The organism is Rhizobium sp. PK7-22, from assembly GCF_056530405.1.
Genome location: NZ_CP096514.1, coordinates 3,145,347 through 3,171,515 on the forward strand (window position 1 = coordinate 3,145,347; position 26,169 = coordinate 3,171,515).

Genomic DNA, 26,169 nt, shown 5'->3' on the forward strand with positions numbered 1-26,169 from the left:
AGCCATGCGGGTTACCATCTTCAGCACCAAGCCCTATGACCGCCACTTCCTGGACCGCGGCGCCAAAGCCGGTCTCGACCTCCAGTATTGCGAGGCGCGACTGTCGCTGGAAACCGTAGCACTTGCCGAAGGCTCGCCGGCGATCTGCGCCTTCGTCAACGACAACCTTTCCGGGCCGGTTCTCGAACGGCTGGCGGAATATGGCGTGAAGCTGATCGCCCTGCGCAGCGCCGGCTTCAACAATGTCGACCTTGTCGCAGCCGAGGCACTGGGCATTACGGTCGCCCGTGTACCCGCCTATTCGCCGCATGCGGTCGCCGAACACACGATGGCGATCATCCTGGGGCTGAACCGCAAGATCCACCGCGCCTACAACCGCGTCCGCGAAGGCAATTTCGCGCTCGACGGGCTGCTCGGTTTCGACCTCCACGGCAAGACCTTCGGCATCGTTGGCACCGGCAAGATCGGCGCGGTGCTGGCCCGCATCGCCTCAGGCTTCGGCTGCCGTCTGCTCGGCCACGACCTGCAGCAGAACCCGGATTGCCTGGCGCTCGGCATGACCTATGTCGACCGCGAGGATATCTTTCGGGAATCCGACATCCTCAGCCTCAACTGCCCGCTGACGCCCGACACCTATCACATGATCCGTACCGACACCCTTCCGCTCCTCAAACCGGGCGTCATGCTGATCAACACCAGCCGCGGCGCCGTGATCGATGCCCATGCGGCGATCTCGGGCTTGAAGGACGGCACGATCGGCAGCCTCGGCCTCGACGTCTACGAGGAGGAGGCCGACCTCTTCTTCGAGGACCTCTCCAACGAGGTGCTGCGCGACGACGTCTTCGCCCGCCTGCTGACCTTCCCCAACGTGCTGATCACCGGCCACCAGGCCTTCTTCACCCATGAAGCGCTGGAGGCGATCGCCGACACCACGATCGGCAACATCGCGGCTTTCCGGGATACCGGGACGCCGCTGCACGCCGTGACCGTCGATTTTCTCGCCGGCAAGGGCTGACAGGCCCTGTTTCTTCCCGAGCGAAAGCGATCCTGTCGCAGGCGTTTCACACCCGACGCCTAGAAGGAGCCATCTGCCCGTCGGATTTTCCGTGGGTTCTCGTAGAGATGGATTGCGCTCCTGAGGTTCTACATCATCTTCAACTCGCGCGCCGGCACCGCCGCGACGCTCGGCATCACGGCCGATGTCCTCTCCGAAAAATTCCGCGCGGCGGGCCTCGACTTCGACCTCGACGCGGATGACGACCGGCCGCTGGAGCAGCGGATCGAAACGGCGCTCGCCAGCACCGCCGGCGTCATCGTCGCGGCCGGCGGCGACGGCACCGCGACCGCCATCGCCAGCGCGCTGATCGACAGCGACAAGAGCTTAGCACTCCTGCCCTTCGGCACGGCCAATCTGCTGGCCCGCGACCTGCGCATCCCGCTCGACGTCGATGCGGCGATCGGCGCCCTGTCCGGGATGCAGCCCCATCGCATCGATGTCGGCGAGGTGAACGGCAGGGTCTTCCTGCACAAGGCGGTGATCGGCACCTTCCCCGGCATCGCCGTCGTCCGCGAGGAGATGCGCGGTGACCGCTCGCTTGTCGGCAAGCTGCATTTCGCGCGCCGGTCGATCCGCCGCATCGGCCGGGCCCGGCGCATGGCCGTCGAGATCGACCTGCCGCAGTCGGACACCCGGGCGGACAAACGGGCGGGCAAGCGGATCGAGCGCGTTCATTCGGTGGCGATCGCCAACAATGCCTATGACGAAGGCGTCGGCCGCTTCTTCTCGCGCGCCAGGCTCGACCGCGGCACGCTGACGCTCTACCTCCTGAAACGCCTCAGCCTCGTAGGTCTCGTCCGGCTGGCCCTCGAGATGCTGATCGGACGCTGGCGGCACGATGATGCCCTGGTGATCGAGGACGTCACGGAGGCCGTGATCCGCACGAAGCGCCGCGAGGTCGAGGTGATGATCGACGGCGAGGTGGAGCGCATGGCCATGCCGCTTGCCTTTTCCATCCGCCCCCGGGCGCTCCGCGTCATGGCGCCGGCGGTCGATCCCGCATCGGAAACAGCATGAGGAGGTCAGGTCCATGCGGCTGATCCATCTCTCCGACCTGCATTTCGGCCATCACAACGCCGACCTTGCCGACAGCCTTCTCGCCGACATCCGGATGAATGCGCCGGACCTGATCGTCGTCAGCGGCGACTTCACCCAAGTGGGATCGCGCGCCGAATTCGAGGCGGCGCGCGCCTTCCTGGACGCACTTCCGGCGCCGGTCTTTGCGGTGCCGGGCAACCACGACGTGCCGGCCCGCAATCTGCTTCTGCGATTTGCCGATCCCTATCGTCACTACCGCCGGCATATCGCCGACGAGCTGGAACCCTTCCTGGAAGCCCAGGGCGTCGCCATCGCCGGGTTGAAGACGTCGCGCCGGTTCCGGCTCGGCCTCAACTGGGCGCACGGAGCGATCGATACGGGCCAGCTCGAGGCCCTGGAGGCCCGGTTTTCGATAAGCCCGCCGGAGAGCCTGCGGATCGTCGTCGCCCACCATCCCCTCCTCCAGCCGGATGTGGCGATGGCCCGTCCGATGCGGCTGGTCAGGCGCGCCGACGAGGCGCTAGCCTGCTTTGCAAGGCTCGGCGTCCGGCTCGTCCTCTCCGGACACTTCCACATGTCATATGTGCGCGAGCATCATATCGTGACCGGCGAGACAGAAGGGCCGCTGCAAGCAGCCGCCGCCCCGATCATGGTCCTGCAGGCCGCCTCCGCCATCTCCACCCGCCTGCGCGACCACGCCAATGCCTACAACCTCGTCGACATCGCCGAGGGCCGGATTGCGGTGACGGTGCGCGAATGGCAGGGCAAGCACTGGACGAGCCGAACCCATGCGGCCGGGCCGATACCGGGACGGTGAGCAGGCCGTATCAGACCGGTTTTGCAAGAAGGCCCGTCGCCAGGGCCCGGAAGGCATCGATGGCCTTTGCCAGCACATCGCGGGGTTCATCGGACGCCGCGACCCAGAGCGCCGCGTTGAGCGCCGCGCCGTTGATCAACCTCGCTGCCGCCTCCGGATCCACGGGCTTTACCACCCCCTCTGCCATCAGCCGCTCCAGCGTCTGCCGCGTCACCTCCAGGCAGCTGTTCTGGCTTTCCCAGCGCGACGGATCGCCGAGCACGGCGGGACCGTCGAGGAGGACGATGCGCTGCACCTCCGGCTCCAGCGCCATCTCGATATAGGCCGCCCCTTCCGCCAGCAGCGCCTGCCAGCCATCGCCGGCCTTAGCGCCGATCTCCTGCGCCCGCGTCGCCATTTCCGCGTCGATCTGGTTGACGACGGCGGCCAGGAGCCCGCGCTTGTCGCCGAAGTTGTGGTAGAGCGCGCCCCGCGTCAGGCCGGCGTTTGCGGTCAGCTCATCCATCGAGGCGGACGCATAGCCCTGTTCGGCAAAGGCCTTGCGGGCAGCGGCGATCAGCCGTGTCCGGTTTTCCTCCATCGTCTGCGCACGCTTCGTGGCCATGGTCTTCCCGATTTTCACATACATGACGTATTTGAATTGACATACGCCGCGTATGACATAAATTACATACGAACCGTATATCAACTTGAGCGACAGGTGTGAAGGCCTGGCGCTCCTGTCGGTTTCCCAGCAACAATCATGAAAGGAGCCGGGAATGACCCAGCGCCAAGCAATCTTTCCAACCGGCAGGCACGCACTTTACGAGAAGCACCGCTATTCCGCCGCCGTCCGCTCCGGCGACCTGCTTTTCGTCTCCGGCCAGGTCGGCAGCCGCGAGGACGGGACGGCGGAACCGGAGTTCGAGGCGCAGGTCGAGCGCGCCTTCGCCAATCTTGCGGCAGTCCTGGAGGCCGCAGGCGGCAGCTTCGACGACATCATCGACGTGCAGACGTTCCACACAGACCCTGAGAACCAGTTGGAGACCGTCCTTGCCGTCAAGGATCGCGCGTTTCCGGCCGCACCCTATCCCAGCTGGACGGCCGTCGGCGTCAACTGGCTGGCCGGCTTCGACTTCGAGATCAAGGTCGTCGCCCGCATTCCGCAGGGCAGCTAGCATCCGGCTGCGATCATCCTTGGGTGATCGCAGCCGCGCTCGGCATCTCTACTGCACCCGGGTGCGCAAACGGTCCGTCACGAACTCCATGGCCAGCACGATGATGAAGATGACCAGGATGATGGTGGACGCGTTCCGATACTGGAAAAGATCGAAGGCGACCTTCAGCTCCTGCCCGATGCCGCCTGCGCCGACAAGCCCGAGCACCACCGACGAGCGGACCGACTTTTCCAGTGCAAACAGCGTTGTGTTGATCAGCGACGGCATGGTGTCCGGCAAGACCGCGGCACAGAGCACCTCGAAGCGGCTCGCGCCGATGGCGGAAAGCGCCTCCTGCGGCTTCTTGTCGGCATCCTCCATGGCCTCGGCGAAGAAGCGGCCGCAGAAGCCGATGGTGTCGACGACGATGGTCATCGTCCCGGCGACGGCACCGAGGCCGACGGACGCGACGAAGATCAGCGCCCAGACCAGATCCGGCACGGTGCGAAACAGCGACACCAGGACCTTGAAGACATGCCGGAAGAGGCCTGCCGGAGAGATGCCTTTGGCCGACAGCCAGGCGATCGGAAGGCTGACCACCACGCCGATGGCGGTGCCGACGGCGGCGATCTGGAACGTCTCGATCATGCGCCAGAAGACGCGCTGCAGGAACGCGCTTTCGAGATTGGGCGGCATCATGCGGCCGACGAGCTCGGCCATGCGCGGCGCGCCATGAGCCAGCTGCGCCGGCGACGGCGCCACCTGCTGCATGGAAACGATGAGCAGCGCGCCCGCACCGACGAGAAGCGCGAAGGTCACCGGCGAGATCCGCGGCATGCGCGACGGAAGCATGGCCCTATGCATGGAAGACCTCTTGCAGATGGCGGCGCGTCACGTCGCGGGTGGGCAGATCGAAGAAGATGGAGCCCGCCTTCAGCGCGATGATGCGGTCGGAAAACTCCAGGGCATGGTCCATGTCGTGTGTCGTGCAGATCAGAGTGATGCCGCTCTCATGGGCGAGCTGCGAGAACAGCGCCATCACGTCGCGGCCGGAAGCCGGGTCCAGGCTTGCCGCCGGCTCGTCGGCGATCAGGAGCTGCGGCTTGCGGATCAGCGCGCGCGCGATTGCGACGCGCTGCGCCTGCCCGCCCGAGAGTTCGTCGGCGCGCGCCGCCCCCTTCTCGGAGAGACCGACCTGGCGGAGCGCCTCCTGAGCGTCTTCGCGCCAATCCTGGCGCGCGATCGACTGATGCCAGGCACGCCAGCCGCCGGCAAGACCGAGCTTGCCGTGCACGACATTGCTCAGCACCGACTGGCGGGCGACCAGGCCGTGATGTTGGAAGACGACCCCGATGCGCCGCCGCAGCCGCAGCAGCTGGCGCGGCGATGGCGAAACGCCGATGTTCTCGCCCAGCGTGCTGACCTCGCCGCCGTTGAGCGGCAGAAGCCCGATCAGGCATTTGAGCAGCGTCGATTTGCCGGCGCCGTTCGAGCCGACCAGGGCGATCCGTTGCGCCGCCGAAACATCCAGCCCGACTCCGGAAAAGACTATCTTCCCGTTGGCATATCTCTTCGTCAGGCCCCGTGCGCGAATGATCTCGCCCATGATCTCTGTCTTGCCTGCCATATGTCCCTCTTATTGCATGAAGGCAGCCGGATGGTCCGGCTGCCTCAGGTCGCCTGATCAGAACGCTGCGGTTCAGTTGACGAAGTTGGTAAAGGTGTCGACGCCGATCGTGCGGTACATCGAGCGGACGTAGTCGTAGTCGCTGTCCTTCACATCGGTCAGGAAGAACCCGCCCTTGAACTTCTGATTGTCATCGCCCGTGAGCACGGACAGCATCAGTTCATTGCCCTTTTCGACGAAGGCGCCGCGAATGGCGTTGAAGACCTCGTCGGAGATGTCCTTGCGCGCGACAAGGATATCGTTCGGCAGGTCACGACCCCGCGCGACGACCGCGAAGGCCTTGTCCGGGAAGGCTTCGCGCACCGAGGCGAGATGGCCGAAGTTGAGGCCGATGGCGGCGATGTCGCCACGGATGAGCGCTTCGGCGGCGATGTTGCGGTTGATGATCACCGGCTCGTAGTCCGTGCCGTATGCCAGGCCGAAATCGGCAAGTGCCTGGGCCGGGCCGAGATGCTGCGAGGTGGAGCCAGCCGCCCCGAAGGCGATCTTCTGGCCCTTCAGGTCTTCGAGCGTGCGGATCGGGCCATCGGCGAGGACGGCGATCTGGGCGAAGTAGTCCGGGCGCTGCCAGGCGACGACGATCTTCGGCTGGCTGAGCTCCTTCATCACCACGTATTCAGCCGGACCGGTCAGAACCAGGTCGACCTGCTGCGAATTCAGCGCCTCGACGGCGGTGGTGCGGGAGGCGACCGGATAGAGCTCGATCTCAAGGCCGGTGGCCTCTTCCAGCGCGAGTTCGAAGGCGCCGAACTCCTGCTGCAGGGCTTCCAGGCCCTCGATATCCGTGACGGCGAATTTGACGGGTTCGGCGAGCACCGGCATGGCGGTGGCAAGCGAGAGCGCGACGGCGGCTGCGAGTTTGCGGATCATGATTTTCCCTCTGCTGTGTAGACAGGATGGCTGCGACGCGCTACCTGTATAGACAGCAGATGACGCCCGGATGACACCTCACGCCGCATGAACCACCGCAAGGAATGCTTATGAATTGGACGATCAAGGGCGGGCGCGTGCTTGCCGGAAACCAGCTGGCCCTCGCCGAGGTACACGTCGCAGACGGGCAGATCGCCGCGAGCCGCGCCACGGACGTGCAGATGATCGACGCAGACGGACTTCTCGTTCTTCCCGGCATCGTCGACATTCACGGCGACGGTTTCGAGCGGCAGATCATGCCCCGCCCGGGTGTCCGGTTCGACACCGCGCTTGCCCTTCGCGACACGGACCGCCAGCTCGTCGCCAACGGCATCACCACCGCCTTTCACGGCGTGACGATCTCCTGGGAGCCGGGCCTGCGGTCGGTGGATGCCGCGCATGACCTGATCTCGACGCTGATGCGCATCCGTGCGAGCCTCCACTGCGACACCCGTCTGCACCTGCGCTGGGAAATCTTTGCGCTCGACCAGCTGCCAATGGTGATGGAGTGGCTGTCGCTCGACCCGAAGCCGATCGTGGCGCTCAACGACCACACGACAGGCACGGTGATGAAGGGCACCATCGCCCGCAAGATCGGCCAGATGGCGTCCAGATCCGGGCTGACCGAGACGGCCTACAGGAAGCTCCTCGACAGCGCCTGGGCCCGGCGCGACGACGTGTCCGCCGCCATCCGGGAACTGGCCGCGGCGGCTGGATCCTTCGGCAACGTACTGCTCGCCCACGACGAGGCCTCGCCCGAAGAGCGCGAAAGGTTTCGAGAACTCGGCGCCGTGACGTCGGAATTCCCGCTTAATGCCGAGACTGCGCAGGCAGCGCGCGCGGCCGGCGAGGAAATCGTCCTGGGCGCACCGAACGTCGTACGGGGTGGCAGCCATAACGGTGCCGTCGATGCCACGCAGGCGGTTCGCGCGGGCCTCTGCACCGTGCTCACCAGTGACTACCATTACCCGTCGCCGCTGCACGCCGCCTTCAAGCTGGCGGCGCCGGATCTTTCGGATCTGGCGAAGACCTGGGCGCTGGTCTCGAGCAATGCCGCCAAGGCCGCCGGACTGGCCGACAGAGGCGTACTGGAGCCAGGCCGGCGCGCAGACCTGATCCTCGTCGATGCCGGCGATCCTGCGCATCCGCAGGTGATCGCGACCATGGTCGAGGGCCGGATGGTCTATTCTGCGGGAGGCTTCGGCCTGGCGGCCGCGTCCCGGGCAACCGCGGGAGGCCGGGCATGACGACCGAGACAAGCACGGCGTCCAGCCCGGACAAGGGCGAGGACCTGCTGGCCGGCTTCGCGGACGTGGTCTTCCGGCCGCGCAGCGACATGCCGATCTGGCAGCAGATCTACGATCATATCCTGCGCCTGATCGAATCGAACTTCCTGGCGCCGGGCAGCCAGCTGCCCGGCGAGACCCACATGGCCGAAAAGCTCGGCGTGACTCGCATGACGCTGCGGCGCGCCTTGCAGCAGCTGCAGCGCGAAGGACATCTGACGGCCCGCAAGGGGGTCGGCATCTTCGTCCGCAACCTGCCATCCGTGTTCACCGTCCGCGACGACCGGCCGTTTCTCGAAAACTTCAATGCCCGCGGAAAGGAGATCGTGACGCAGACGCTGGTGCTCTGCCGCGAAACCGTCACCTCTGCGCTGGCAAAGAAGCTCGACCTTGCCGAAGGCGAGGAGATCATCCGGCTGTGCCGCATCCGCAGCGCCGACGGCCAGCCGCTCTACGTCAACACCAAGATCTTCCCGGGCAGGCGCTTTTCCGACTTCGAAACCCTCTACAACGAGCGCCAGTCGGTGACCGATGTCTACAGGGCGCATGGGATGGAGAAGTACCATCGCCAGGAGACGCGCGTCAGCGGCGGCTTCGCCTCGTCCGACGAGGCGGAGCTCTTGAAGCTGACGCCGGGCACGCCGGTCTTCAGGATCAACGCGATCAATCACGATGGCCAGTCGCGCCCCATCGAATGGACGCTCGGCTGCTGGCCGCTCACCTCCGTCGAATTCGTCTTCTAAGCGTCGCGGACGCATCCGGGCACCCGCGACCTGACCGGGTGTGACCGGACAGCCGGCCGCCGGCCGTTGAGCGATTGCCAGCGCCTCCCATTTGCGCATAACCTCGGCAAATCACCGCGGTGCGCCAAGAACACCGCAAACTGGGAGGTCACGCATGTCCAGAACCGTCGTCGTCACCGGCTCCACCAGCGGAATCGGGCTCGGCATTGCGAAGGCGTTTGCGGTCGAGGGTTGCCATGTGGTGATCAACGGTTTCGGCGAGCCGGACGCGATCGAGACGGCGCGGCGCGAGCTGGAGGTGCTGGGCGGCGGACGGGTGATCTATCACCCCGCCGACATGACGAAGCCGGAGGAGATCGAAGACCTCATAGGCACAGCGGCGGCAACCTTCGGCGCGGTCGACGTTCTCGTCAACAACGCCGGCATCCAGCATGTCGCCAAAATCGAGGATTTCCCCACAGAGCAGTGGGACCGCATCATCGCCATCAACCTGACGAGCGCCTTCCACACCACCCGCACAGCCATCCCGCTGATGAAGGCGAAGGGCAAGGGCCGCATCATCAATGTGGCGTCGGCCCATGCGCTCGTCGCCTCGCCCTTCAAGTCCGCCTATGTGGCCGCCAAGCACGGTATTTTAGGCTTCACGAAGACAGCCGCCTTGGAACTTGCCGGTTTCGGGATTACCGTCAATGCGATCTGCCCCGGCTACGTGCTGACGCCGCTCGTCGAACGCCAGATCCCCGATACCGCTCGGGAACGCGGCATTTCGGAGGACGAGGTGAAGACCGAGGTGATGCTGCGGCTGCAGGCGACGAAGGAATTCGTCTCCATCGAGGAAGTCGCGGCCACCGCCGTCTTCCTCGCCAGCGACACGGCGCGGCAGATCACCGGCACGCATATTTCGATCGATGGCGGCTGGACCGCCCAATAACAGAGACCGGACGGCCCGAAAGAGAATAGACAGCATGACAGACGCAATCCGCTTCATCCTCAACGGCGAGGAGATCTCCCTCGGCGGCTTCGGCCCGACCGAGACGCTCCTCGACTACCTGCGCCTGAAGCGCCGGCTGACCGGCACCAAAGAAGGCTGCGCCGAGGGTGACTGCGGCGCCTGCACCGTCCTCGTCGGCCGCCTGGTCGAGGGCCTGCTGCGCTACGAGACGGTCAACGCCTGCATCCGGTTCCTCGGCTCGCTGCACGGCACCCATGTGGTGACGGTGGAGCATCTGGCCGCCAAGGATGGCACGCTGCATCCGGTGCAGCAGGCCATGGTCGATCAGCACGGTTCGCAATGCGGCTTCTGCACGCCGGGCTTCGTGATGTCGCTCTACGGACTGTGGCTCTCCAACGAGGCGCCCTCGCGCGCCGAGATCGAAAGCGCGCTGCAGGGCAACCTCTGTCGCTGCACCGGCTACGAGCCGATCGTCAAGGCCGCCGAGCAGGTGGGCGGGGATCGCCCAAGCGCCCTCTTCGACCCGCTGGAGCGCGATCGCACCGAGATTGCCGCCAAGCTCTGGGACATCCGCGCCCATCCGGAGACCATCACCGTCACCAAAGATGGCGCCCGCTCCATCGTGCCGGCCTCCATGGCGGCCTTTGCCGACATCATCGCCGAGGAGCCGAAGGCGACGATCGTTGCCGGCTCCACCGACGTCGGCCTCTGGGTCACGAAGCAGATGCGCCTGCTCGACACCATGGTCTTCATCAATCACCTGCCGGAGCTGCAGTCGGTGACGGTCGACGACCGGGGCATCACCATCGGCGCCGGCGTCACCTATGCCCAGGCGCTCGAAACGCTCTCGGCGGAACTGCCGCCCATGGCAAAGCTCCTCGACCGTCTGGGTGGCGGACAGGTCCGCAACATGGGCACCATCGGCGGCAATATCGCCAACGGATCGCCGATCGGCGACATGCCGCCGCCGCTGATTGCGCTCGGCGCCACGCTGACGCTGCGCTCCCACAGCGGCACGCGGACCATGCCGCTCGAGGACTATTTCCGCGCCTACGGCAAGCAGGATCGCATGGCCGGCGAATTCGTCGAGAAGGTCTTCGTGCCGCGGCTGCGCGACGACGCCTATTTCGCCGTCCACAAGATCTCCAAGCGCCGCGACGAAGACATTTCGGCGCTTTGCGGCGCTTTCCATCTGGTGCTCGATGCCGAGGGCCGCGTCGAGGAGGCACGCATCGCCTTCGGCGGCATGGCGGCAACGCCCAAGCGCGCCCGCCATGTGGAGGACGCGCTGGCCGGCCAGGTCTGGAGCTGGGGCCTCGTCGCCGCCGTCCGCGACCTCTTCGAGGACGACTACCAGCCGCTCACCGACTGGCGCGCGACGGCGGAATACCGGATGCTGACGGCGAAGAACCTGCTGACCCGCGTGTTTCTGGAAACGGCGGGGGCGCCGGTGGAGCTGCGCCGCTTCGAGCTGGAGGAGGTGTGATGGTGGCAGTTCAGGTGAACGATGCCGTCGTGAACAAGACCCCCTCTGGCCTGCCGGCCATCTCCCCCACAAGGGGGGAGAGGACATGTGGCGCCGTCTCACACCCAAGCGGCGGAAGATCCAACAGAACTCCACGTTCCCTGCGTCATGAGGCGGTGAGGCTGGTGAAGCCCCTCCCCCTTGTGGGGAGGGGTTGGGGAGGGGTCTCTCTTCACCCGGTGCAAAGCACCCCCCTCTGCCCTGCCGGGCATCTCCCCCACAAGGGGGGAGATCGGCGGGCCGCGACGGCCGGAGGAACGCGCTGATGGACAACTCCAGCTTCGAACAGAAACCGACCATCAACGGCGCCATGCATGTCTCGCTGCGCCATGATTCAGCGCACAAGCACGTCACCGGAACCGCCGAATACATCGACGATATTCGCGAACCGGCAGATACGCTGCATGCGGCCCTCGGCATGGCCGACCGGGCGCATGCGGAGATCGTCTCGCTCGATCTCGATGCAGTGAGAGCCGCCGCCGGCGTCGTCTGGGTGATCACCGCCGACGATATTCCCGGCTTCAACGATGTCGCCGCCACCGGCCGTCACGACGAGCCGCTGCTGGCGGAGAAGGAGGTCCAGTTCCACGGCCAGCCGATCTTTGCGGTGATTGCCGAGACCCGCGACCAGGCCCGCCGCGCCGCGCGCCTGGCCAAGGTCGAATACCGCGACCTGCCGCACTGGACGGACATCGACGGCGCCATCGCCAACGGCGCGCCGCTCGTGGTGCAGCCGATGACGCTGACGCGGGGCGAGCCGGAAACGGAGATCGACAAAGCGCCGCACCGGCTGCAGGGCCGCATGGTGATCGGCGGCCAGGAGCATTTCTACCTGGAAAGCCACATTGCGCTCGCCATCCCCGGCGAGGACGACGACGTCACCGTCTGGTCGTCGACCCAGCATCCGAGCGAGGTGCAGCACATGGTGGCGCATGTGCTCGGCGTCGCCAACAATGCCGTCACCGTCAACATCCGACGCATGGGCGGCGGCTTCGGCGGCAAGGAGACGCAGGGCAATCAGTTTGCGGCACTCGCCGCGGTGGCCGCCAAGAAGCTCGGCCGCGCCGTCAAGTTCCGGCCCGACCGCGACGAGGACATGAGCGTCACCGGCAAGCGCCACGATTTCCGCGTCGACTACGATGTCGCCTTCGACAAAGACGGCCGCATTCATGCGGTCGACACGACCTATGCGGCCCGCTGCGGCTACTGCGCCGATCTCTCCGGCCCGGTCACCGACCGCGCCCTCTTCCATGCGGATTCCAGCTACTTCTTCCCGCATGTCCATCTGACCTCGCAGCCGCTGAAGACCCATACCGTCTCCAACACCGCCTTCCGCGGCTTCGGCGGGCCGCAGGGCATGCTCGGCGCCGAGCGGATGATCGAGGAGATAGCCTATGCGGTAGGCAAGGACCCGCTGGAGATCCGCAAGCTGAACTTCTACGGGCAGAAGGGGTCCGGCCGCACGCTCACCCCCTATCACCAGGAGGTCGAGGACAACGTCATCGCCCGCATCGTCGAGGAGCTGGAGACCTCCAGCGACTACCAGGCGCGGCGCCAGGCGATCCTGGCCTTCAACGAGGAAAGCCCGGTGATCCGCAAGGGCATCGCGCTCACGCCGGTGAAATTCGGCATCTCGTTCACCATGACCGCCTACAACCAGGCGGGCGCGCTCATCCACATCTACCAGGACGGCTCGATCCACCTCAACCACGGCGGCACCGAGATGGGCCAGGGGCTCTACGTCAAGGTGGCGCAGGTGGTGGCCGATGCCTTCAACGTCGACATCGAGCGGGTGAAGATCACCGCAACGACGACGGAGAAGGTGCCCAACACCTCCGCGACCGCCGCCTCCTCCGGCTCCGACCTGAACGGCATGGCGGCCTATGACGCCGCCCGCCAGATCAAGGAGCGGCTCATCGATTTCGCGATGCGCCAGTTCGAGGTGCCGCGCGAGGAGGTGGAATTCCTGCCCAACCAGGTGCGGGTCGGCAGCGAGATCGTCCCCTTCGACACGCTGGTGCGCGCGGCCTTTTACGACCGCGTGCAGCTGTCTGCGGCGGGCTTCTACAAGACGCCGGACATCCACTGGGACCGCGAGGCGGGCCGCGGCAGGCCCTTCTACTACTACGCCTATGGTGCGGCCGTGTCGGAGGTGTCGATCGACACGCTGACCGGCGAATACATGGTCGACCGCGCCGACATCCTCCACGACGTCGGCAAGTCCTTGAACCCGGCCATCGACATCGGCCAGATCGAAGGCGGCTTCGTACAGGGCATGGGCTGGCTGACGACCGAGGAACTGTGGTGGGACGACAAGGGCCGGCTGAGGACCCATGCGCCCTCCACCTACAAGATCCCGCTCGCCTCCGACCGCCCGAAGATCTTCAACGTCAGGCTGGCGGAATGGTCGCAGAACGCCGAACCCACCATCGGCCGCTCCAAGGCGGTCGGCGAGCCGCCGTTCATGCTGGCGATCTCGGTGCTCGAGGCGATCTCGATGGCGGTGGCGAGCGTCGCCGATTACCGCGTCTGCCCGCGCCTCGACGCGCCGGCGACCCCCGAGCGGGTGCTGATGGCGGTGGAGCGGATGAAGGCGGTGGAATAGGAGGCCCTGGTTCGGCGAAGGCTCAGCGGCGGGCCTTGCGCCAGCCGGCGGACCGGGCGTGCGCCTCGGAGCAGAACCAGCGTTCGCCGTGCTGCGGCGAGATCTTGGTGTCCGCGTAGTACTCCTGCCCCGGCACGTGATAGATGCGTTCGCCGGAGTTGATCGAGACATTGCCTTTGATGTCGCAGGCCGAGTCGTAAAGACTGCGCGGCAAGAGCGTGTAGCCGCCAGCGGCAACGAAGGCGGCTGCGGATGCCAGAACAACGGTCACGGTAAATTGGCTCATGGAGAACGAGGCTAGCAACCGAATGTTGCATCCGCGTTTCCGGTTTCGCTCAATTTGTCTGCATGCGCAGAGGACAGAGGACTACCGGACAACCAGTTCGTCACCTGAGTCGACCGGCATCCGGAAGGTAAAGCGGGTCTCGCTCTCGTCGGAATTGACCGCAAGGCTGCCGCCATGCGCCTCGGCAATCTGAGAGGCGATATAGAGGCCGAGGCCGAGCCCCTGCATGCTCGACCCGCCGCCGCGTTTGAACGGCTGAAACAGCTTCTGCAGCGCCTCCTGAGGAATTGGCTCGCCGGCATTGGCCACCGACAGATGCAGTTCTCCATCCGTGACGGAGGCATGGACATGGATCGGATGCTCGGTCGAGCCATGGGTGACGGCGTTGCCGAGCAGATTGGAGAACATCTGCGCGATCCGCTGATGATCGACGCCGACCGCTTCCGACAGCCGGTAGTTCGCCTCGATGCGCCGCTCCGGGTGTCCTGACTGGATCTCGGAGATGACCTGGTCGAGGGTCGGGCCAAGCGGCGAATCGTAATCCTTCTGGATCGCGATGCCGCCGCCGAGACGTCCGCGGGCAAAATCCATCACGTTGTCGATCAGCGCCGACATGCGCAACACGCTGCCGCGCATGATGTTCAGCACCCGCGTCGACTTCTCGCTCTGCGGTTCCCGCTGCAGGATGCTGATGCCGCCGCCGAGCGACGCAATGGGGTTGCGCAGGTCGTGGCCCAGCACCGCGATGAACTGCTCGCGCAGCTCCGAGGTGACCTTCTCGCCCATCAGGCTGGCGCGCGCCGAGTTGAGTTTCTCCGCCGCATCGAACTGGAAGCCGATCAGATCGGCAAACAGCTTGATCGTCGCGAGCGTCTGCGGATTGCTGGGCGTGGCAGGCTTTGAATCGATGGCGCACAGTGTTCCGAAGAACCGCCCGTCCGGGAGAATGATCGGAACCGAGACATAGCTCTGCAGGCCGTAGAGCTTCGGCGTCTGGTGGCTGCTGTAGACAGGATCTTCGGCGACATTGTCGATGACGATCACATCGCGGTACTGCCGCACCTCGTGGCATAGGGTTGTTTCGACGGCGAGCTCGTCGCCAGGCATCAGGCCGAAACCGATGCTGTCGCGGACCTGGCAGGCGATCCACCTGTCCTCGGTGACCCGGGCGACCGCTGCAAATCCCATTCCGGCCGCCTGACAGACGACCTCCAATATTGTCGGGATTGCAGGAACGCCCTGCATCGCTTGTACTTCGTTCTGCGCGTCTTCAGCCATCTAGGGAAAATCGAACTTTGGTAGGGTCATCCTGCGTGCAGCCGGCGGGCCACCGCTTCTCGCAACAGCAATTAGTGCATTCTTTGTCAATTCCAAGATCGGCATCCCGCACTAGCGAACTGCCGCCCGCAGCAGATAGAGACAGGCGGCAAAAATCATCAGCGGCAGGACGAGAAGCTTCACCAGATAGGCGACGGCGATCCCGATCGAGGCGGTGAAAAGGTCCGCGGAGATGGCAACGCCATCGGTGATGATGCGGGCGTTGGCCGACAATCCGCCCGTCACCGTCCCCGCCAGCCCGGACGCCGCATCCAGCGTCCCGGCCAGCGCCGAGCGTGACGCATCGACGGCGGACCCAAGTCGGTCGAGAAGCCCCTCCTCCACCGGCGGCACGGGCGGGGCCGGCGCTTCTACCGGCGGCAGTTCGCGCAGGGCCTCGACCTGCTCGCGAACTGCGGTGGTCTCGTAGTCGGCATCCATCCGCTGGAACACCGATGTGGCACTTCGCCAGGCCTCGTCGGTGATCGCCTCGCCCGCATGGAAGGCGATTGCGTAGGAGGCCGGCAGCACCACCGTGCCGATCAGGCAGAGAACCAGCGCCGACCGGCTGAGCCGCTCGGCGAACGGCGGCGCCCGTCTGGCCGCCAGCGCAAGCAGCGCCTGCACGATCCCGAGGATGGCGAGGCACGCGGCCGTCACCTTGGCAACGGGGGCAAGCACAACTGAGAGGATGCCGGAGGCGATGGCCAGATAGAAGAGAAGATCGGCCATGCGGTCGATGGTGTTGGTGACCGGCTGCAGCAGTTGCCCCGGGCTTGCCGTCACCGAGGCGAGACCCACACCGCCCGAGACGTCGGCATCCTTGGCGACGCTCATCACTGAATTGGCGACCCGCAAGGTGCCATAGAGGGCGCCGGTGCCGATCGTCACCTCGCGGGCGAAGCGGGTGGCGCTTTCAGACAGCGGGTTGGCGACGAAGATCGCCGCAGCAAAGACCGCGACCGCGACCCAGGCGATCGAGCGTGTAAACCTGTTCATCCGGGAATTCCTCGCGAGCTCTCGATGCGACCCTACAACAATGGCGCTTCGGTACAAAGCCTGTTGCCGGCGGGCCACGACCGGTGCAGCCGGGCATCGAAGATGCTAACGTGAGCGCCATGCCAGATCTCGCTCTCTCCGCATTCCTTGCCGCCCATCCGCAATCGGTACTCGTCGTGATCGACGAGGCGCGCGGCTCGACGCCCCGCGACCGGGGCACGGTGATGCTGGTGGCGGACAGGGCGATCTGGGGCACGATTGGCGGCGGCCAGTTCGAGTTCATGGCGATCGACAATGCCCGCGCCCTGCTGAAAGGCGGCGGACAGACGGTCATGGACATCCCGCTCGGGCCGGAGATCGGCCAGTGCTGCGGCGGGCGCACGCGGCTCTCCTTCTCCCTCGTGACCCCGGAGATCGCCCGCAGCCTTGGCGAGCGACTGAGCCAGGAGGCCAAACAGAACCCTGCCGTATTCCTCTTCGGCGCCGGCCATGTGGGTCTGGCGCTGGCGCGGGCGCTTGCCCCCCTGCCCCTGGCGGTCACGGTGGTCGAAACCCGTGCCGAGGCGATTGGCGATCTGCCGGAAGGCGTGACCGTACGGCATGTGGCCCTGCCGGAAGCCGTGGTTGCCGAGATCCCGGCAGGCGGTGCGGCGGTCATCCTGACCCACGACCACGCGCTCGACTTCCTGATTGCCCGCGAGGCCCTCACCCGGCCGGATCTCCCCTATGTCGGCATGATCGGCTCGGCGACGAAACGGGCGACCTTCGCGAGCTGGCTGAAGCGCGAGGGCGATGACGGCAGGATCACGGGCGGCCTCATCGACCGGCTCGTGCTCCCGATCGGCGGCACAGAGGTCCGCGACAAGCGCCCGGCCGTGATCGCCGCCCTGGTGGCGGCTGAACTGCTGACGGTGCTCGGAAGCAAACTCAGAGTGCCCGCGGCGGATAGGTGAGAATGGCAGCGCGCCAGGCGCTGTCGCGGGACGCATCACCGCGTCTCGCAGGGCCGTCGAGCAGGCCGATGTCCCTTTGCAGGTCGTCCGGCATGTGATCGGGATCGATCCTGTTGTTGCGTCGTCGCCCGGCACTGAAGACGCCAACAAGCTTCTGCAGCAATGACGGAGGAAGCGCTGATCTCCGCCTCTGCTCCTGTGACACAAACGATATCGACATGATGTGACCCACTTCCATTTGGTGATCGTGGGTCTAAGATGCGCCGCGCTGCGGGCGGCATCCAATCGAATGATCGCCTGTATGGATCAAGAGAGCTCATGCATGAAGATGTCGCGCCAATTCCCGCTGAACGCCCTGCGCGTGTTCGAGGCTGCAGCCCGCCACATGAGCTTCACGAGGGCCGGCGCGGAACTGGGCCTGACACAGACGGCCGTGAGCTACCAGATCAGGCTTCTGGAGGACATGCTGGGCGAACAGCTCTTCCTGCGCCAGCCCCGGCAGCTGAGCCTCACCGATGCCGGCCTGCGGCTGGCGCCGAAGGTCACCGAGGCCTTCGCGATGCTGGAGGACGCCGTGGCCGGCCTGAAGGACACCTCGGACGGGACGCTGACCATCCACTCGACGGCGACCTTCGCCTCCCGCTGGCTGGCCCGCCATCTCGGCACGTTCCAGCTGGAAAACCCGGGCATCGCCGTCAGGCTCGAAACCTCGCAGGAGGTGATCGACTTCACCAAGACGGAAGCGGACGTGGCGATCCGCTCCGGCAAAGGCAACTGGCCGGGGCTGCGGATCCACCTCCTCATGAAGGGCGGTTTCACGCCGATGCTGAGCCCGGATCTTGCTGCCACGATCGGCGGCGTGCGGACGCCGGCCGACCTCCTGAAGCTCCGGATCATCGATCCGAATGATCCCTGGTGGCGGATCTGGTTCGAGGCTGCCGGACTGCCGGACGTCGATCTTGCCGGTCGCCCCGCAAGCCGCTTCGGCGTGCAGGCCTTCGAGGCCGCAGCCGCCATTGCCGGCAACGGGGTCGCGATCCTGATGCCTGAATTCTACGCCGACGACGTCGCACTCGGCCGCCTGCTGCAACCCTTCGAGCTGAAGGCCAACGACGGCACCGACTACTATCTCGTCTACCCCGAGGCGCGGCGCAACTCCCGCAAGATCAAGGCATTCAGAGATTTCATGCACAAGATGCTGCCGCCGATCCCCGAGTAGCCACACGACTGCGGCTACGGGCTGGGCTTGCGCCTAGAACGCCATGGGTGGTGCGTAGAAGCAGCGCAGCGTATCTTCCGTGGGATAGAGGCAGAGGTGGTATTCGGCATCCCGGGAGCGCCGCGCCTTGGCTTGCGGCAGGGTGAAGTGATGCGGCCGGGTCACCAGCCGGTGATCGCCGGGCGCAAGCGAGATTTCGTAGCCATTCTCGGTAATCTTCACGTTCTTCGTCGAGATCATCTGACAGTCGCCGCTGTGGCTGTCGCCGTTGCAGCAGAACTGATCGTACTGCCAGCCTGTCGTCGTTTCATGAGCTGCCGCCGGAAGCGTGGCGACGGTCATGGCGTAGGCGATGAATGCGGTTATCGGCATGCTGCGCATCTGCTCATTCTCCGTTGATGATGATGAACGATCACCAACCGGCAAGCCCCGCCAACCTCCACCACCGGTCGACATGCACCTGTCACCGGAACAGCGCGTCTGCGCCCTCATCCGGTCCTGCGCCTGCATCTGAAACGGGTTCAGCTGCCGCGCCTTGCCGTGAACCAGACAGCAGTGCTGGAGTTCCCGCGCAGGAACATTTATCTGCAGCTCTGCCACCCCTTCCCTCACCCGTCATTTTTTCGCAATGTGCCGAGTCGGGGGAAGGTCTCCAGAGGGGTTGTTGAAATGTACGAATATGCCGTCGCCTGGGAGTGGCTGTCGTTTGCGGCACGCTGGCTGCATGTGATCACCGCCATCGCCTGGATCGGCTCGTCCTTCTACTTCATCGCGCTCGATCTCGGGCTGGTGAAGCGGCCGCATCTGCGCGTCGGCGCCTATGGCGAGGAGTGGCAGGTGCATGGCGGCGGCTTCTACCACATCCAGAAGTACCTGGTGGCGCCGGCGCAGATGCCCGAGCACCTGACGTGGTTCAAATGGGAAAGCTATGCCACCTGGCTGTCGGGCTTCCTGATGCTGGCGATCGTCTACTACGGCGGTGCCGACCTCTTCCTGATCGACAGCCACGTCATGGCGCTCAGCCAGTGGCAGGCGATCGCCATCTCGGTCGCGTCGCTGGCCGTCGGCTGGGTGATCTACGACCAGCTCTGCAAGTCGCCGGTGGGCAGGAACACCTGGGGCCTGATGGCGGTCCTCTACGTGGTGCTGGTGGTCATGGGCTGGGGCTATACGCAGGTCTTCACCGGCCGTGCCGCCTTCCTGCATCTCGGCGCCTTCACCGCGACGATCATGTCCGCAAACGTCTTCTTCATCATCATCCCGAACCAGAAGATCGTCGTCGCCGACCTGATCGCGGGACGCACGCCCGACCCGAAATACGGCGTCATCGCCAAGCAGCGTTCGCTGCACAACAACTACCTGACGCTGCCCGTCATCTTCTTCATGCTGTCGAACCACTACCCGCTGGCGTTTGCCACCCATTTCAACTGGGTGATCGCCGCTCTCGTCTTCCTGATGGGCGTCACGATCCGGCACTGGTTCAACACCACCCATGCCCGCAAGGGACGCCCGACCTGGACCTGGCTTGCCACCGTTCTGATCTTCATCGTCATCATGTGGCTGTCGACGGTGCCGAAGGTCCTGACCGGCGAGACGGACGATGCAGCAATGTCGCCCGTGCAGCAGAAATTTGCCGCCAACGTCCATTTTGAGGCTGCCCGCGACGTCGTCCTGTCGCGCTGTTCCATGTGCCATGCGGCAGAGCCCGTCTGGGAGGGCGTGCCATTCCCGCCGAAGGCGGTGAAGCTAGAGACCGATCGCGAGATCGCCGTCCACGCCCGCGAGATCTACATCCAGGCCGGTCGCAGCCACGCCATGCCGCCCGGCAACATCACCGAGATTTCGGTTCAGGAGCGGGAGCTCCTGACCGCCTGGTACGAAAGTGCAGTATCCGAATGACGAAGACCCTGATCCGCGGCCGCCTGCTGACCTTCACGCGGGCGCCCCTGTCGCTGACCGACACGGCAAGCTACCGCTACGAGCATGACGGCGGCCTGCTGGTCGAGAATGGCGTGATCGCCGCGATCGGCGGTTACGCCGAGGTCAGGGCGCAGGCGCCGGACAATGTCGCCGAGATCGACCACCGCCCGCACCTGATCCTGCCCGGCCTGATCGACACGCATCTGCATTTCCCGCAGATGCAGGTGATCGCCTCCTATGCCGGCAGCCTGCTGGAGTGGCTCAACACCTATACCTTCCACGAGGAGCTGCGCTTCGTCGACACCGATCATGCGACACGCATCGCCGGCCGGTTCTACGACGAGCTGCTGCGCCACGGCACGACCACGGCGGCCGCCTATTGCTCCGTCCACAAGACCTCTGCGGACGCCTATTTCACCGAAGCCATGAAGCGCGGCATGTGCATGATCGGCGGCAAGGTGATGATGGACCGCAATGCGCCGCAGGGGCTGCTCGACACGCCGCAGATGGCCTATGATGAGACCCGCGGGGTCATTTCCGACTGGCACGGCAAGGGGCGCAACCACGTCGCCATCACGCCACGCTTCGCCATCACCTCGACGCCGGAGCAGATGCAGGCCGCGCAGGCGCTGGCAAAGGAATTCCCCGACCTCCACATCCAGACGCATCTCTCGGAAAACCTCGACGAGATCGCCTTCACCTGCGCGCTCTATCCGACGGCGAAGGACTATACTGACATCTACGCCCACTACGGCCTGCTGGGCAAAAAGACGCTGCTCGGCCACGCGATCCACCTCTCCGACCGCGAAACGGATGTACTCAGCGAAACCGGCGCGGTTGCCGTCCACTGCCCGACCTCCAACCTTTTCATCGGCTCCGGCCTGTTTCCGCTGAACGCCATCCGCCGGCGCGACAAGCCCGTCCGCGTGGGGGTCGCCACCGATATCGGCGGCGGCTCGAGCTATTCGATGCTGCGCACGATGGACGAGGCCTACAAGATCCAGCAGATCCTCGGCGAGCGGCTGAACCCGCTGGACAGCTTCCACCTGATGACCCGCGGCAACGCCGAGGCCCTGTCGCTCGCCGACCGGATCGGCACGCTGGAGGTCGGCACCGACGCCGACCTCGTCGTCCTCGACGCCGCGGCAACGCCGGCCATGGCGCTGCGCATGGAAACCGTGACGACGCTGCCGGAGGAGCTGTTCCTGCTGCAGACCATGGGCGACGATCGGGCGGTGGCGGAGACTTATGTGCGGGGACGGGCGATGAAGGGTGGGCTCTAACGGGCGTTCCCCGCGGACGCATCAGCGCTTCCGGGCGGCCTCGTAGACTGCCGATCCCTCGCGCCGTCCGACCGCCACGACGACGACGGTGATCCTCTCGTCCTCGACCCGGTAGACCAGACGGTAGCCGGCGGAGCGCAACTTGATCTTGTAGTGGTCCGGCATGCCGCGCAGGGCATCGGCGGCGACGCGCGGATGGGAAAGACGCTCGCCAAGTTTCTTCTTGAACTGGCTGCGGAGCGTTGCCCCGAGCTTCTCCCACTCCTTTTGCGCAGAGGGCAGAAACTCGAGGCTATAGGTCATCGAGAGAAACCGGAACGCCCTTCTCCTCCGCGCGCGCCCTGGCTATCTCCACCAGCGCCTGATCGTCCAGAGCATCGATCAGCGCTTCGTAGGTGGCGGCAGGCACCATGTAGGCCATGACGCGATTGTGGTTGAGAACCGCAACCGTCCCCCCGCCTGCGCGATCCACGATCGCCGTAGGATTTTTCTTCAGATCCGAAACGCTGACGGCGACATCGGCTTCCACGCGCTGCATCTCGGGTTCCCTCATCGAATGAAACAGGTCTGAATTTGGCATCGATTTAGGTACTGATAGCACGGCAGCCAAGAAACCGATAGCTTGGAAAAACGGTCGGGCAAGCGCGGAAATATGTTCACCCGCGCCGCCATTGTTGCTAGTTGTCTGACAACATCTGGGAGGAAGATCACACCATGTCCAAGCCGCTGACCATCGCCGACCTGAAGACCCGCGCCCGCCGAAGGGTGCCGAAGATGTTCTTCGACTATGCCGACAGCGGCGCCTGGACGGAGGGCACCTACCGCGCCAACGAGGAGGATTTTGCCAAGGTGAAGCTGCGCCAGCGGGTGCTGGTGGACATGACGAACCGTTCGCTTGCGACGACCATGGTCGGCCAGGAGGCATCGATGCCGGTGGCGCTGGCGCCGACCGGTCTCTGCGGCATGCAGCATCCCGACGGCGAGATGCTGGCGGCCAAGGCGGCGGAGGAATTCGGCGTGCCCTTCACGCTGTCAACGATGTCGATATGCTCGATCGAGGACGTCGCCTCGGTGACTTCCAAGCCGTTCTGGTTCCAGCTCTACGTGATGAAGGATCGCGAGTTCGTCGCCAACCTGATCGACCGTGCCAAGGCGGCCAAGTGCTCTGCGCTGGTGCTGACGCTCGACCTGCAGATCCTCGGCCAGCGCCACAAAGACCTGCGCAACGGGCTTTCAGCCCCACCGAAGTGGACGATCCACCACGGCCTGCAGCTGGCGACCAAGCCCTTCTGGTGCATGGACATGCTGCGCACCAGGCGTCGCGGCTTCGGCAACATCGTCGGCCACGCCAAGAATGTCTCCGACCTCTCCTCGCTGTCCTCCTGGACCGCGGAGCAGTTCGATCCGCAGTTGTCCTGGAAGGACGTCGCCTGGATCAAGGAACGCTGGGGCGGCAAGCTGATCCTGAAGGGCATCCTCGACGAGGAGGACGCCCGCTCGGCCGCCGAGACCGGTGCCGACGCCATCATCGTCTCCAACCACGGTGGCCGCCAGCTCGACGGCGCCATGTCCTCGATCAGCATGCTGTCGAAGATCGTCGACGCCGTCGGCGACCGGATCGAAGTGCATTTCGACGGTGGCATCCGCTCCGGGCAGGACGTGCTGAAGGCCGTGGCGCTCGGCGCCCGCGGCACCTACATCGGCCGCCCCTACCTCTACGGCCTCGGCGCCATGGGCAAGCCGGGGGTGACCACGGCGCTTGAGATCATCCGGAAAGAACTGGACATCACCATGGCGCTCTGCGGCAAGCGCGACATCCAGGCGGTCGACCGCAGCGTGCTGGCGGAGGTCCGGTTCTGATGTGGCAGATGTTCACCGGAAAAATTGGACAATTAGGTCCGCGACACCATAACAAAGCGGATGAAGCTCGTTTGCCTGCGAAAACCAAAAGTATCGCGTGCCGACCGGGACAGTGATTTCTTGTAGGAATGAGATACAGTTCGACGTGATTGTGCGCATAGCGAGCCCTCATTGGGCCGCACGTCCTGCGCAGCAACAGAATTTCATATACTTGTGTAATACGACAATTCTCTATTGTGCGTCAAGGCAAGGGGTCGAATGACCAACTACATCGTACTCATCCATAAGGAAGACGGCAGTGACTATGGCATGTCCTTCCCCGATTTCCTCGGGGTCGTCACGGCTGGCGAAACGCTGGACGATGCGCGTCAGATGGCGGAAGAGGCTCTCGCCTTCCACATCGAGGGCATGCTGGAGGACGGCGACATGATCCCCGAGCCGTCAAGCCTCGAAACCGTCATGGCGGAACTGGCCAACAGAGACGGCGTCGCCATTCTCGTCCCGATCAGGATGCCGTAAAGCCGGGCCGTGCGCATCAATGTTACTCTGCCGGAAGATGTCCTGAGGAAGGTCGATGCTTTCGCCACATCGCAAGGCCTGTCGCGGTCGGGCTTCCTTGCCGGTGCCGCGCGCCGCGAGCTGGAGCGGCAGACGAAGGCTCGCGAGATCACTCTTGGCCGGTCGTGATCTCGACCGCGTCGAAGGTCACGTCGACGGTCTCGGCGTAACGCTTGCCGTTGACCTCGTCGTGGCGCATGAACGTCGGCGGCTTGATCGTGACGTCCAGCCGGTAGATGCCGTCGCCGGGCACCTTGATGTTCGTACCGTAGTGGTAGAGCCCGGGGTGCCAGACGAAGGGCACGTCGAAGGGGCCAACGGCCTTGCCGTCCTTCGGCGTCAGGGTTGCGGTGATGTCCAGATAGGGGACGAAGCGCTGGTCGCCGGCATCGCTCACCGAGATTTCCAGATGGCAGTCTTCGTCGGTGGGCTCGTCCCAGACAAGCTCCCCTTCCCCCTTCAGCGAATACATGCCTTCCGCGCGCTCCTGCGCGTAGGCCACGATATAGTGGCCGGCGCGGGTCATCCCGCCGCTGTCGGCCACTTCCTCGGCCATGTATTTCAGGGAGGCGTGATAGGCAGCGCCCTCCTTCTTCGCCATCTCGATCTGATGACGATCGGCTTCATCGCTGACTTTTTCCGGTGCTTTGCGCATTTGAAACCCTTTCGATCGCTGAGACTGCGGCATCGCTCAGTCTATTAAGAGTGGCGAGCCCGAAAGGTTTCAGAAGCGAGCTCAATCCCTGTGTACGCCGCCGGGATCACGCCCCGAGGAACGGCTGGCTTCCTGCCAGGGCCATCGGCCGGTGATCTCCACCTCGAGCGAGAGGCTCAGGAAGGTTCGGACAAGCACGATACCGGCCAAGACGGCGAGGCTGTCCAGCGTCGGCTCGATCGCCACCGTGTTGATGATGTCGGCCGCCACAAGAAGCTCCAGCCCCAGCAGGATGGCCCGACCAAGGGTAGCCCGCAGTTCGTGGTAGGCCCCTTCGCGCGATCTGTGTTTGATGAAGTTGAAAGCGGCAAAGAAAATCCCTACGACGATGACCACCACACCCGCCACTTCGATGGTGCGGGTGGTGACATGCAGGAGCTGGGCAAACATGGCGTCCATTCGAGGTCCCCTTTCAGGCAGGTGAAACTGCGCCTGGCGGCATGAAGTTGCACATCGTTCCGCATGGGCCATGTGGCGGTGGACAAGTGCCCGCTAGCACCAGCCGCCTTTCGCGCCGGGCTTCCTCGCCAGCCCCTCGCGCACCAGGATGTCGGAGAGGGAAATGCCGTTGCGCATGACGGCGCGGATCTTCTGGCCACGGCTGTCAGCGTCACCGGCACCGGCGGCCACCAGCTCGAAGGGTCCGGAATCGAGGAAGGCGCGCACGCGCAGTTCCGCGTCGCTGCCCTTGATGCGCTCGGCCTCGCAGCCGGGCTTGTCCATGTCCGGCACCTCGATGCCGGCAAGCCGGATCTTCTGCCCGTGCAACATGAAGCTGTCGCCGGCGATGACGCAATCGTCCTGCTTGGCGGTGCCGCAGAGATAGAATTTCGTCTGGTGGGGGCCATCTGGCAGCACCGGCGCATCGGGCCGGACAGCCGCCGGAACCACGCCGGCGGGCCTTGCCGCATTGGGGTTGCCAATCAGCGCGGGCGGGGTAATGGCTGCCGTCTGAATGCCGTCGCGTGGCCTGGTGACAGGCTTCTGCCTCGTCTCGGGGATTACCTCTGGCGGCACCGGTACGGGGCGCGATGCGACAGTCTTCTGTTGCGGCGCCTTGTCAGGTGCCGGGCGGGCTGCAGCGGTTTCTTGTCCTTGCTCCAGGAAAGTGCCGGCGAAACGGCGCACCGCCGCCGAATTGTCGTAGGCGGCGATACCGCCGACGAGAACGACGAGCGCCGCCCCCCAGAACCAGGTCGAGCCTCGACCGCTGGCCGAAGCGCGCTTCTTGCGCCCACTACTCCTGCGGGCTGTCTTTCGTCTCGGACCTGCCATTTTACCCTCACAGCGACTCGCGGCGAAGT

Annotated in this window: 28 protein-coding genes and 2 pseudogenes; 16 read left to right on the forward strand and 14 right to left on the reverse strand. The window is 65.1% G+C overall.

The window, feature by feature from the left end; all coding sequences use genetic code 11:
- Window positions 1-4 precede the first annotated feature (4 nt).
- From M1E10_RS20170 to M1E10_RS20185, 4 genes and pseudogenes are all read left to right on the forward strand, one after another.
- Window positions 5-1,015 carry a 2-hydroxyacid dehydrogenase gene (locus tag M1E10_RS20170; protein WP_499174580.1) on the forward strand — a complete coding sequence of 337 codons (1,011 nt, stop codon included), beginning with the start codon at window positions 5-7 and terminating at the stop codon, window positions 1,013-1,015.
- 174 nt (window positions 1,016-1,189) lie between these two features.
- A pseudogene (locus M1E10_RS20175) lies at window positions 1,190-1,447 on the forward strand (diacylglycerol/lipid kinase family protein); the annotation flags it as partial.
- A gap of 27 nt (window positions 1,448-1,474) precedes the next feature.
- Window positions 1,475-2,074, forward strand: coding sequence for a diacylglycerol/lipid kinase family protein (locus tag M1E10_RS20180; RefSeq protein ID WP_499174581.1), 600 nt, complete (start codon window positions 1,475-1,477; stop codon window positions 2,072-2,074).
- Window positions 2,075-2,087: 13 nt separating this feature from the next.
- The gene (locus M1E10_RS20185; protein WP_499174582.1) at window positions 2,088-2,912 is read left to right on the forward strand and encodes a metallophosphoesterase family protein; all 825 of its coding nucleotides are present in this window, start codon (window positions 2,088-2,090) and stop codon (window positions 2,910-2,912) included.
- A 10-nt stretch (window positions 2,913-2,922) separates the two neighbouring features.
- Here M1E10_RS20185 and M1E10_RS20190 read toward each other — a convergent pair whose 3' ends face one another.
- Window positions 2,923-3,516: a TetR/AcrR family transcriptional regulator gene (locus M1E10_RS20190; RefSeq protein WP_499174583.1), complete on the reverse strand. Its 594-nt coding sequence runs from the start codon at window positions 3,514-3,516 to the stop codon at window positions 2,923-2,925.
- Window positions 3,517-3,670: 154 nt separating this feature from the next.
- On the opposite strand from M1E10_RS20190, the gene M1E10_RS20195 reads away from it, so the two are divergent.
- Window positions 3,671-4,069 carry a RidA family protein gene (locus M1E10_RS20195; RefSeq protein ID WP_499174584.1) on the forward strand — a complete coding sequence of 133 codons (399 nt, stop codon included), beginning with the start codon at window positions 3,671-3,673 and terminating at the stop codon, window positions 4,067-4,069.
- A gap of 48 nt (window positions 4,070-4,117) precedes the next feature.
- Here M1E10_RS20195 and phnE read toward each other — a convergent pair whose 3' ends face one another.
- The 3 genes from phnE to M1E10_RS20210 all read right to left on the reverse strand — a co-directional run bounded on the left by phnE (window position 4,118) and on the right by M1E10_RS20210 (window position 6,605).
- On the reverse strand, window positions 4,118-4,912 hold the full coding sequence (phnE, locus tag M1E10_RS20200; protein ID WP_499174585.1) for a PhnE/PtxC family ABC transporter permease: 795 nt from the start codon (window positions 4,910-4,912) through the stop codon (window positions 4,118-4,120).
- Window positions 4,905-5,675 (reverse strand): phosphonate ABC transporter ATP-binding protein, encoded by a 771-nt coding sequence (locus M1E10_RS20205; protein ID WP_499174586.1) that lies wholly within the window; start codon window positions 5,673-5,675, stop codon window positions 4,905-4,907. Before M1E10_RS20205 ends, phnE begins: the two co-directional genes overlap by 8 nt.
- Window positions 5,676-5,747: 72 nt before the next feature.
- On the reverse strand, window positions 5,748-6,605 hold the full coding sequence (locus M1E10_RS20210; protein WP_499174587.1) for a type 2 periplasmic-binding domain-containing protein: 858 nt from the start codon (window positions 6,603-6,605) through the stop codon (window positions 5,748-5,750).
- A gap of 110 nt (window positions 6,606-6,715) precedes the next feature.
- Here M1E10_RS20210 and M1E10_RS20215 point away from each other — a divergent pair, with 110 nt between their 5' ends.
- The 5 genes from M1E10_RS20215 (at window position 6,716) to xdhB (ending at window position 13,755) form a co-directional block, all read left to right on the forward strand.
- Entirely contained in the window at window positions 6,716-7,891 is a 1,176-nt protein-coding gene (locus M1E10_RS20215; RefSeq protein ID WP_499174588.1) for an alpha-D-ribose 1-methylphosphonate 5-triphosphate diphosphatase, read from the forward strand.
- On the forward strand, window positions 7,888-8,673 hold the full coding sequence (gene phnF, locus M1E10_RS20220; protein WP_499174589.1) for a GntR family transcriptional regulator: 786 nt from the start codon (window positions 7,888-7,890) through the stop codon (window positions 8,671-8,673). Before M1E10_RS20215 ends, phnF begins: the two co-directional genes overlap by 4 nt.
- 154 nt (window positions 8,674-8,827) lie before the next feature.
- A complete protein-coding gene (locus tag M1E10_RS20225) occupies window positions 8,828-9,604 on the forward strand; it encodes a Rossmann-fold NAD(P)-binding domain-containing protein (protein ID WP_499174590.1) in 777 nt (258 codons plus the stop codon).
- Window positions 9,605-9,638: 34 nt separating this feature from the next.
- The gene (gene xdhA, locus M1E10_RS20230; protein ID WP_499174591.1) at window positions 9,639-11,111 is read left to right on the forward strand and encodes a xanthine dehydrogenase small subunit; all 1,473 of its coding nucleotides are present in this window, start codon (window positions 9,639-9,641) and stop codon (window positions 11,109-11,111) included.
- A 304-nt stretch (window positions 11,112-11,415) separates the two neighbouring features.
- A complete protein-coding gene (xdhB, locus tag M1E10_RS20235; RefSeq protein ID WP_499174592.1) occupies window positions 11,416-13,755 on the forward strand; it encodes a xanthine dehydrogenase molybdopterin binding subunit in 2,340 nt (779 codons plus the stop codon).
- A gap of 22 nt (window positions 13,756-13,777) precedes the next feature.
- Here the strand turns inward: xdhB and M1E10_RS20240 are convergent, their stop codons facing one another.
- From M1E10_RS20240 to M1E10_RS20250, 3 genes are all read right to left on the reverse strand, one after another.
- Complete coding sequence (locus M1E10_RS20240; protein ID WP_499174593.1) at window positions 13,778-14,041, reverse strand: sunset domain-containing protein; 264 nt, start codon at window positions 14,039-14,041, stop codon at window positions 13,778-13,780.
- Window positions 14,042-14,122: 81 nt separating this feature from the next.
- A complete protein-coding gene (locus M1E10_RS20245; protein WP_499174594.1) occupies window positions 14,123-15,229 on the reverse strand; it encodes a GAF domain-containing sensor histidine kinase in 1,107 nt (368 codons plus the stop codon).
- Window positions 15,230-15,430: 201 nt separating this feature from the next.
- Window positions 15,431-16,357, reverse strand: a complete 927-nt coding sequence (locus M1E10_RS20250) for a hypothetical protein (protein WP_499174595.1) — start codon at window positions 16,355-16,357, stop codon at window positions 15,431-15,433.
- A gap of 119 nt (window positions 16,358-16,476) precedes the next feature.
- Between M1E10_RS20250 and xdhC the strand changes: the two genes are divergently transcribed.
- Window positions 16,477-17,310, forward strand: coding sequence for a xanthine dehydrogenase accessory protein XdhC (gene xdhC / locus M1E10_RS20255; protein ID WP_499177241.1), 834 nt, complete (start codon window positions 16,477-16,479; stop codon window positions 17,308-17,310).
- Here the strand turns inward: xdhC and M1E10_RS20260 are convergent.
- On the reverse strand, window positions 17,285-17,530 hold the full coding sequence (locus M1E10_RS20260; protein ID WP_499174596.1) for a hypothetical protein: 246 nt from the start codon (window positions 17,528-17,530) through the stop codon (window positions 17,285-17,287). The genes xdhC and M1E10_RS20260 overlap by 26 nt on opposite strands.
- A 102-nt stretch (window positions 17,531-17,632) precedes the next feature.
- Here M1E10_RS20260 and M1E10_RS20265 point away from each other — a divergent pair, with 102 nt between their 5' ends.
- Window positions 17,633-18,529 carry a LysR family transcriptional regulator gene (locus tag M1E10_RS20265; RefSeq protein WP_499174597.1) on the forward strand — a complete coding sequence of 299 codons (897 nt, stop codon included), beginning with the start codon at window positions 17,633-17,635 and terminating at the stop codon, window positions 18,527-18,529.
- 33 nt (window positions 18,530-18,562) lie between these two features.
- Here M1E10_RS20265 and M1E10_RS20270 read toward each other — a convergent pair whose 3' ends face one another.
- Window positions 18,563-18,910, reverse strand: a complete 348-nt coding sequence (locus tag M1E10_RS20270; protein ID WP_499174598.1) for a hypothetical protein — start codon at window positions 18,908-18,910, stop codon at window positions 18,563-18,565.
- 288 nt (window positions 18,911-19,198) lie between these two features.
- On the opposite strand from M1E10_RS20270, the gene puuD reads away from it, so the two are divergent.
- Together puuD and guaD are read left to right on the forward strand one after the other, a co-directional pair.
- Window positions 19,199-20,428: a urate hydroxylase PuuD gene (gene puuD / locus M1E10_RS20275; RefSeq protein WP_499174599.1), complete on the forward strand. Its 1,230-nt coding sequence runs from the start codon at window positions 19,199-19,201 to the stop codon at window positions 20,426-20,428.
- Window positions 20,425-21,732, forward strand: a complete 1,308-nt coding sequence (gene guaD / locus M1E10_RS20280) for a guanine deaminase (protein WP_499174600.1) — start codon at window positions 20,425-20,427, stop codon at window positions 21,730-21,732. The genes puuD and guaD overlap by 4 nt, the downstream gene beginning before the upstream one ends.
- Before the next feature lie 21 nt (window positions 21,733-21,753).
- Here guaD and M1E10_RS20285 read toward each other — a convergent pair whose 3' ends face one another.
- On the reverse strand, window positions 21,754-22,035 hold the full coding sequence (locus tag M1E10_RS20285; RefSeq protein ID WP_499174601.1) for a type II toxin-antitoxin system RelE family toxin: 282 nt from the start codon (window positions 22,033-22,035) through the stop codon (window positions 21,754-21,756).
- The gene (locus M1E10_RS20290; RefSeq protein ID WP_499174602.1) at window positions 22,025-22,270 is read right to left on the reverse strand and encodes a type II toxin-antitoxin system Phd/YefM family antitoxin; all 246 of its coding nucleotides are present in this window, start codon (window positions 22,268-22,270) and stop codon (window positions 22,025-22,027) included. Before M1E10_RS20290 ends, M1E10_RS20285 begins: the two co-directional genes overlap by 11 nt.
- A gap of 176 nt (window positions 22,271-22,446) precedes the next feature.
- Here M1E10_RS20290 and M1E10_RS20295 point away from each other — a divergent pair, with 176 nt between their 5' ends.
- Window positions 22,447-23,592: an alpha-hydroxy acid oxidase gene (locus M1E10_RS20295; protein ID WP_499174603.1), complete on the forward strand. Its 1,146-nt coding sequence runs from the start codon at window positions 22,447-22,449 to the stop codon at window positions 23,590-23,592.
- A gap of 258 nt (window positions 23,593-23,850) precedes the next feature.
- Window positions 23,851-24,279: pseudogene (locus tag M1E10_RS20300) on the forward strand (type II toxin-antitoxin system HicB family antitoxin).
- Here M1E10_RS20300 and M1E10_RS20305 read toward each other — a convergent pair.
- The 3 genes from M1E10_RS20305 to M1E10_RS20315 form a co-directional block, all read right to left on the reverse strand.
- Window positions 24,260-24,805 carry an iron transporter gene (locus M1E10_RS20305; RefSeq protein WP_499174604.1) on the reverse strand — a complete coding sequence of 182 codons (546 nt, stop codon included), beginning with the start codon at window positions 24,803-24,805 and terminating at the stop codon, window positions 24,260-24,262. The pseudogene M1E10_RS20300 and the gene M1E10_RS20305 sit on opposite strands and share 20 nt — an antisense overlap.
- Before the next feature lie 81 nt (window positions 24,806-24,886).
- On the reverse strand, window positions 24,887-25,264 hold the full coding sequence (locus M1E10_RS20310; protein WP_499174605.1) for a DUF1622 domain-containing protein: 378 nt from the start codon (window positions 25,262-25,264) through the stop codon (window positions 24,887-24,889).
- Between the two features lie 93 nt (window positions 25,265-25,357).
- Window positions 25,358-26,140: a thermonuclease family protein gene (locus M1E10_RS20315; RefSeq protein WP_499174606.1), complete on the reverse strand. Its 783-nt coding sequence runs from the start codon at window positions 26,138-26,140 to the stop codon at window positions 25,358-25,360.
- Between the last annotated feature and the right edge of the window lie 29 nt (window positions 26,141-26,169).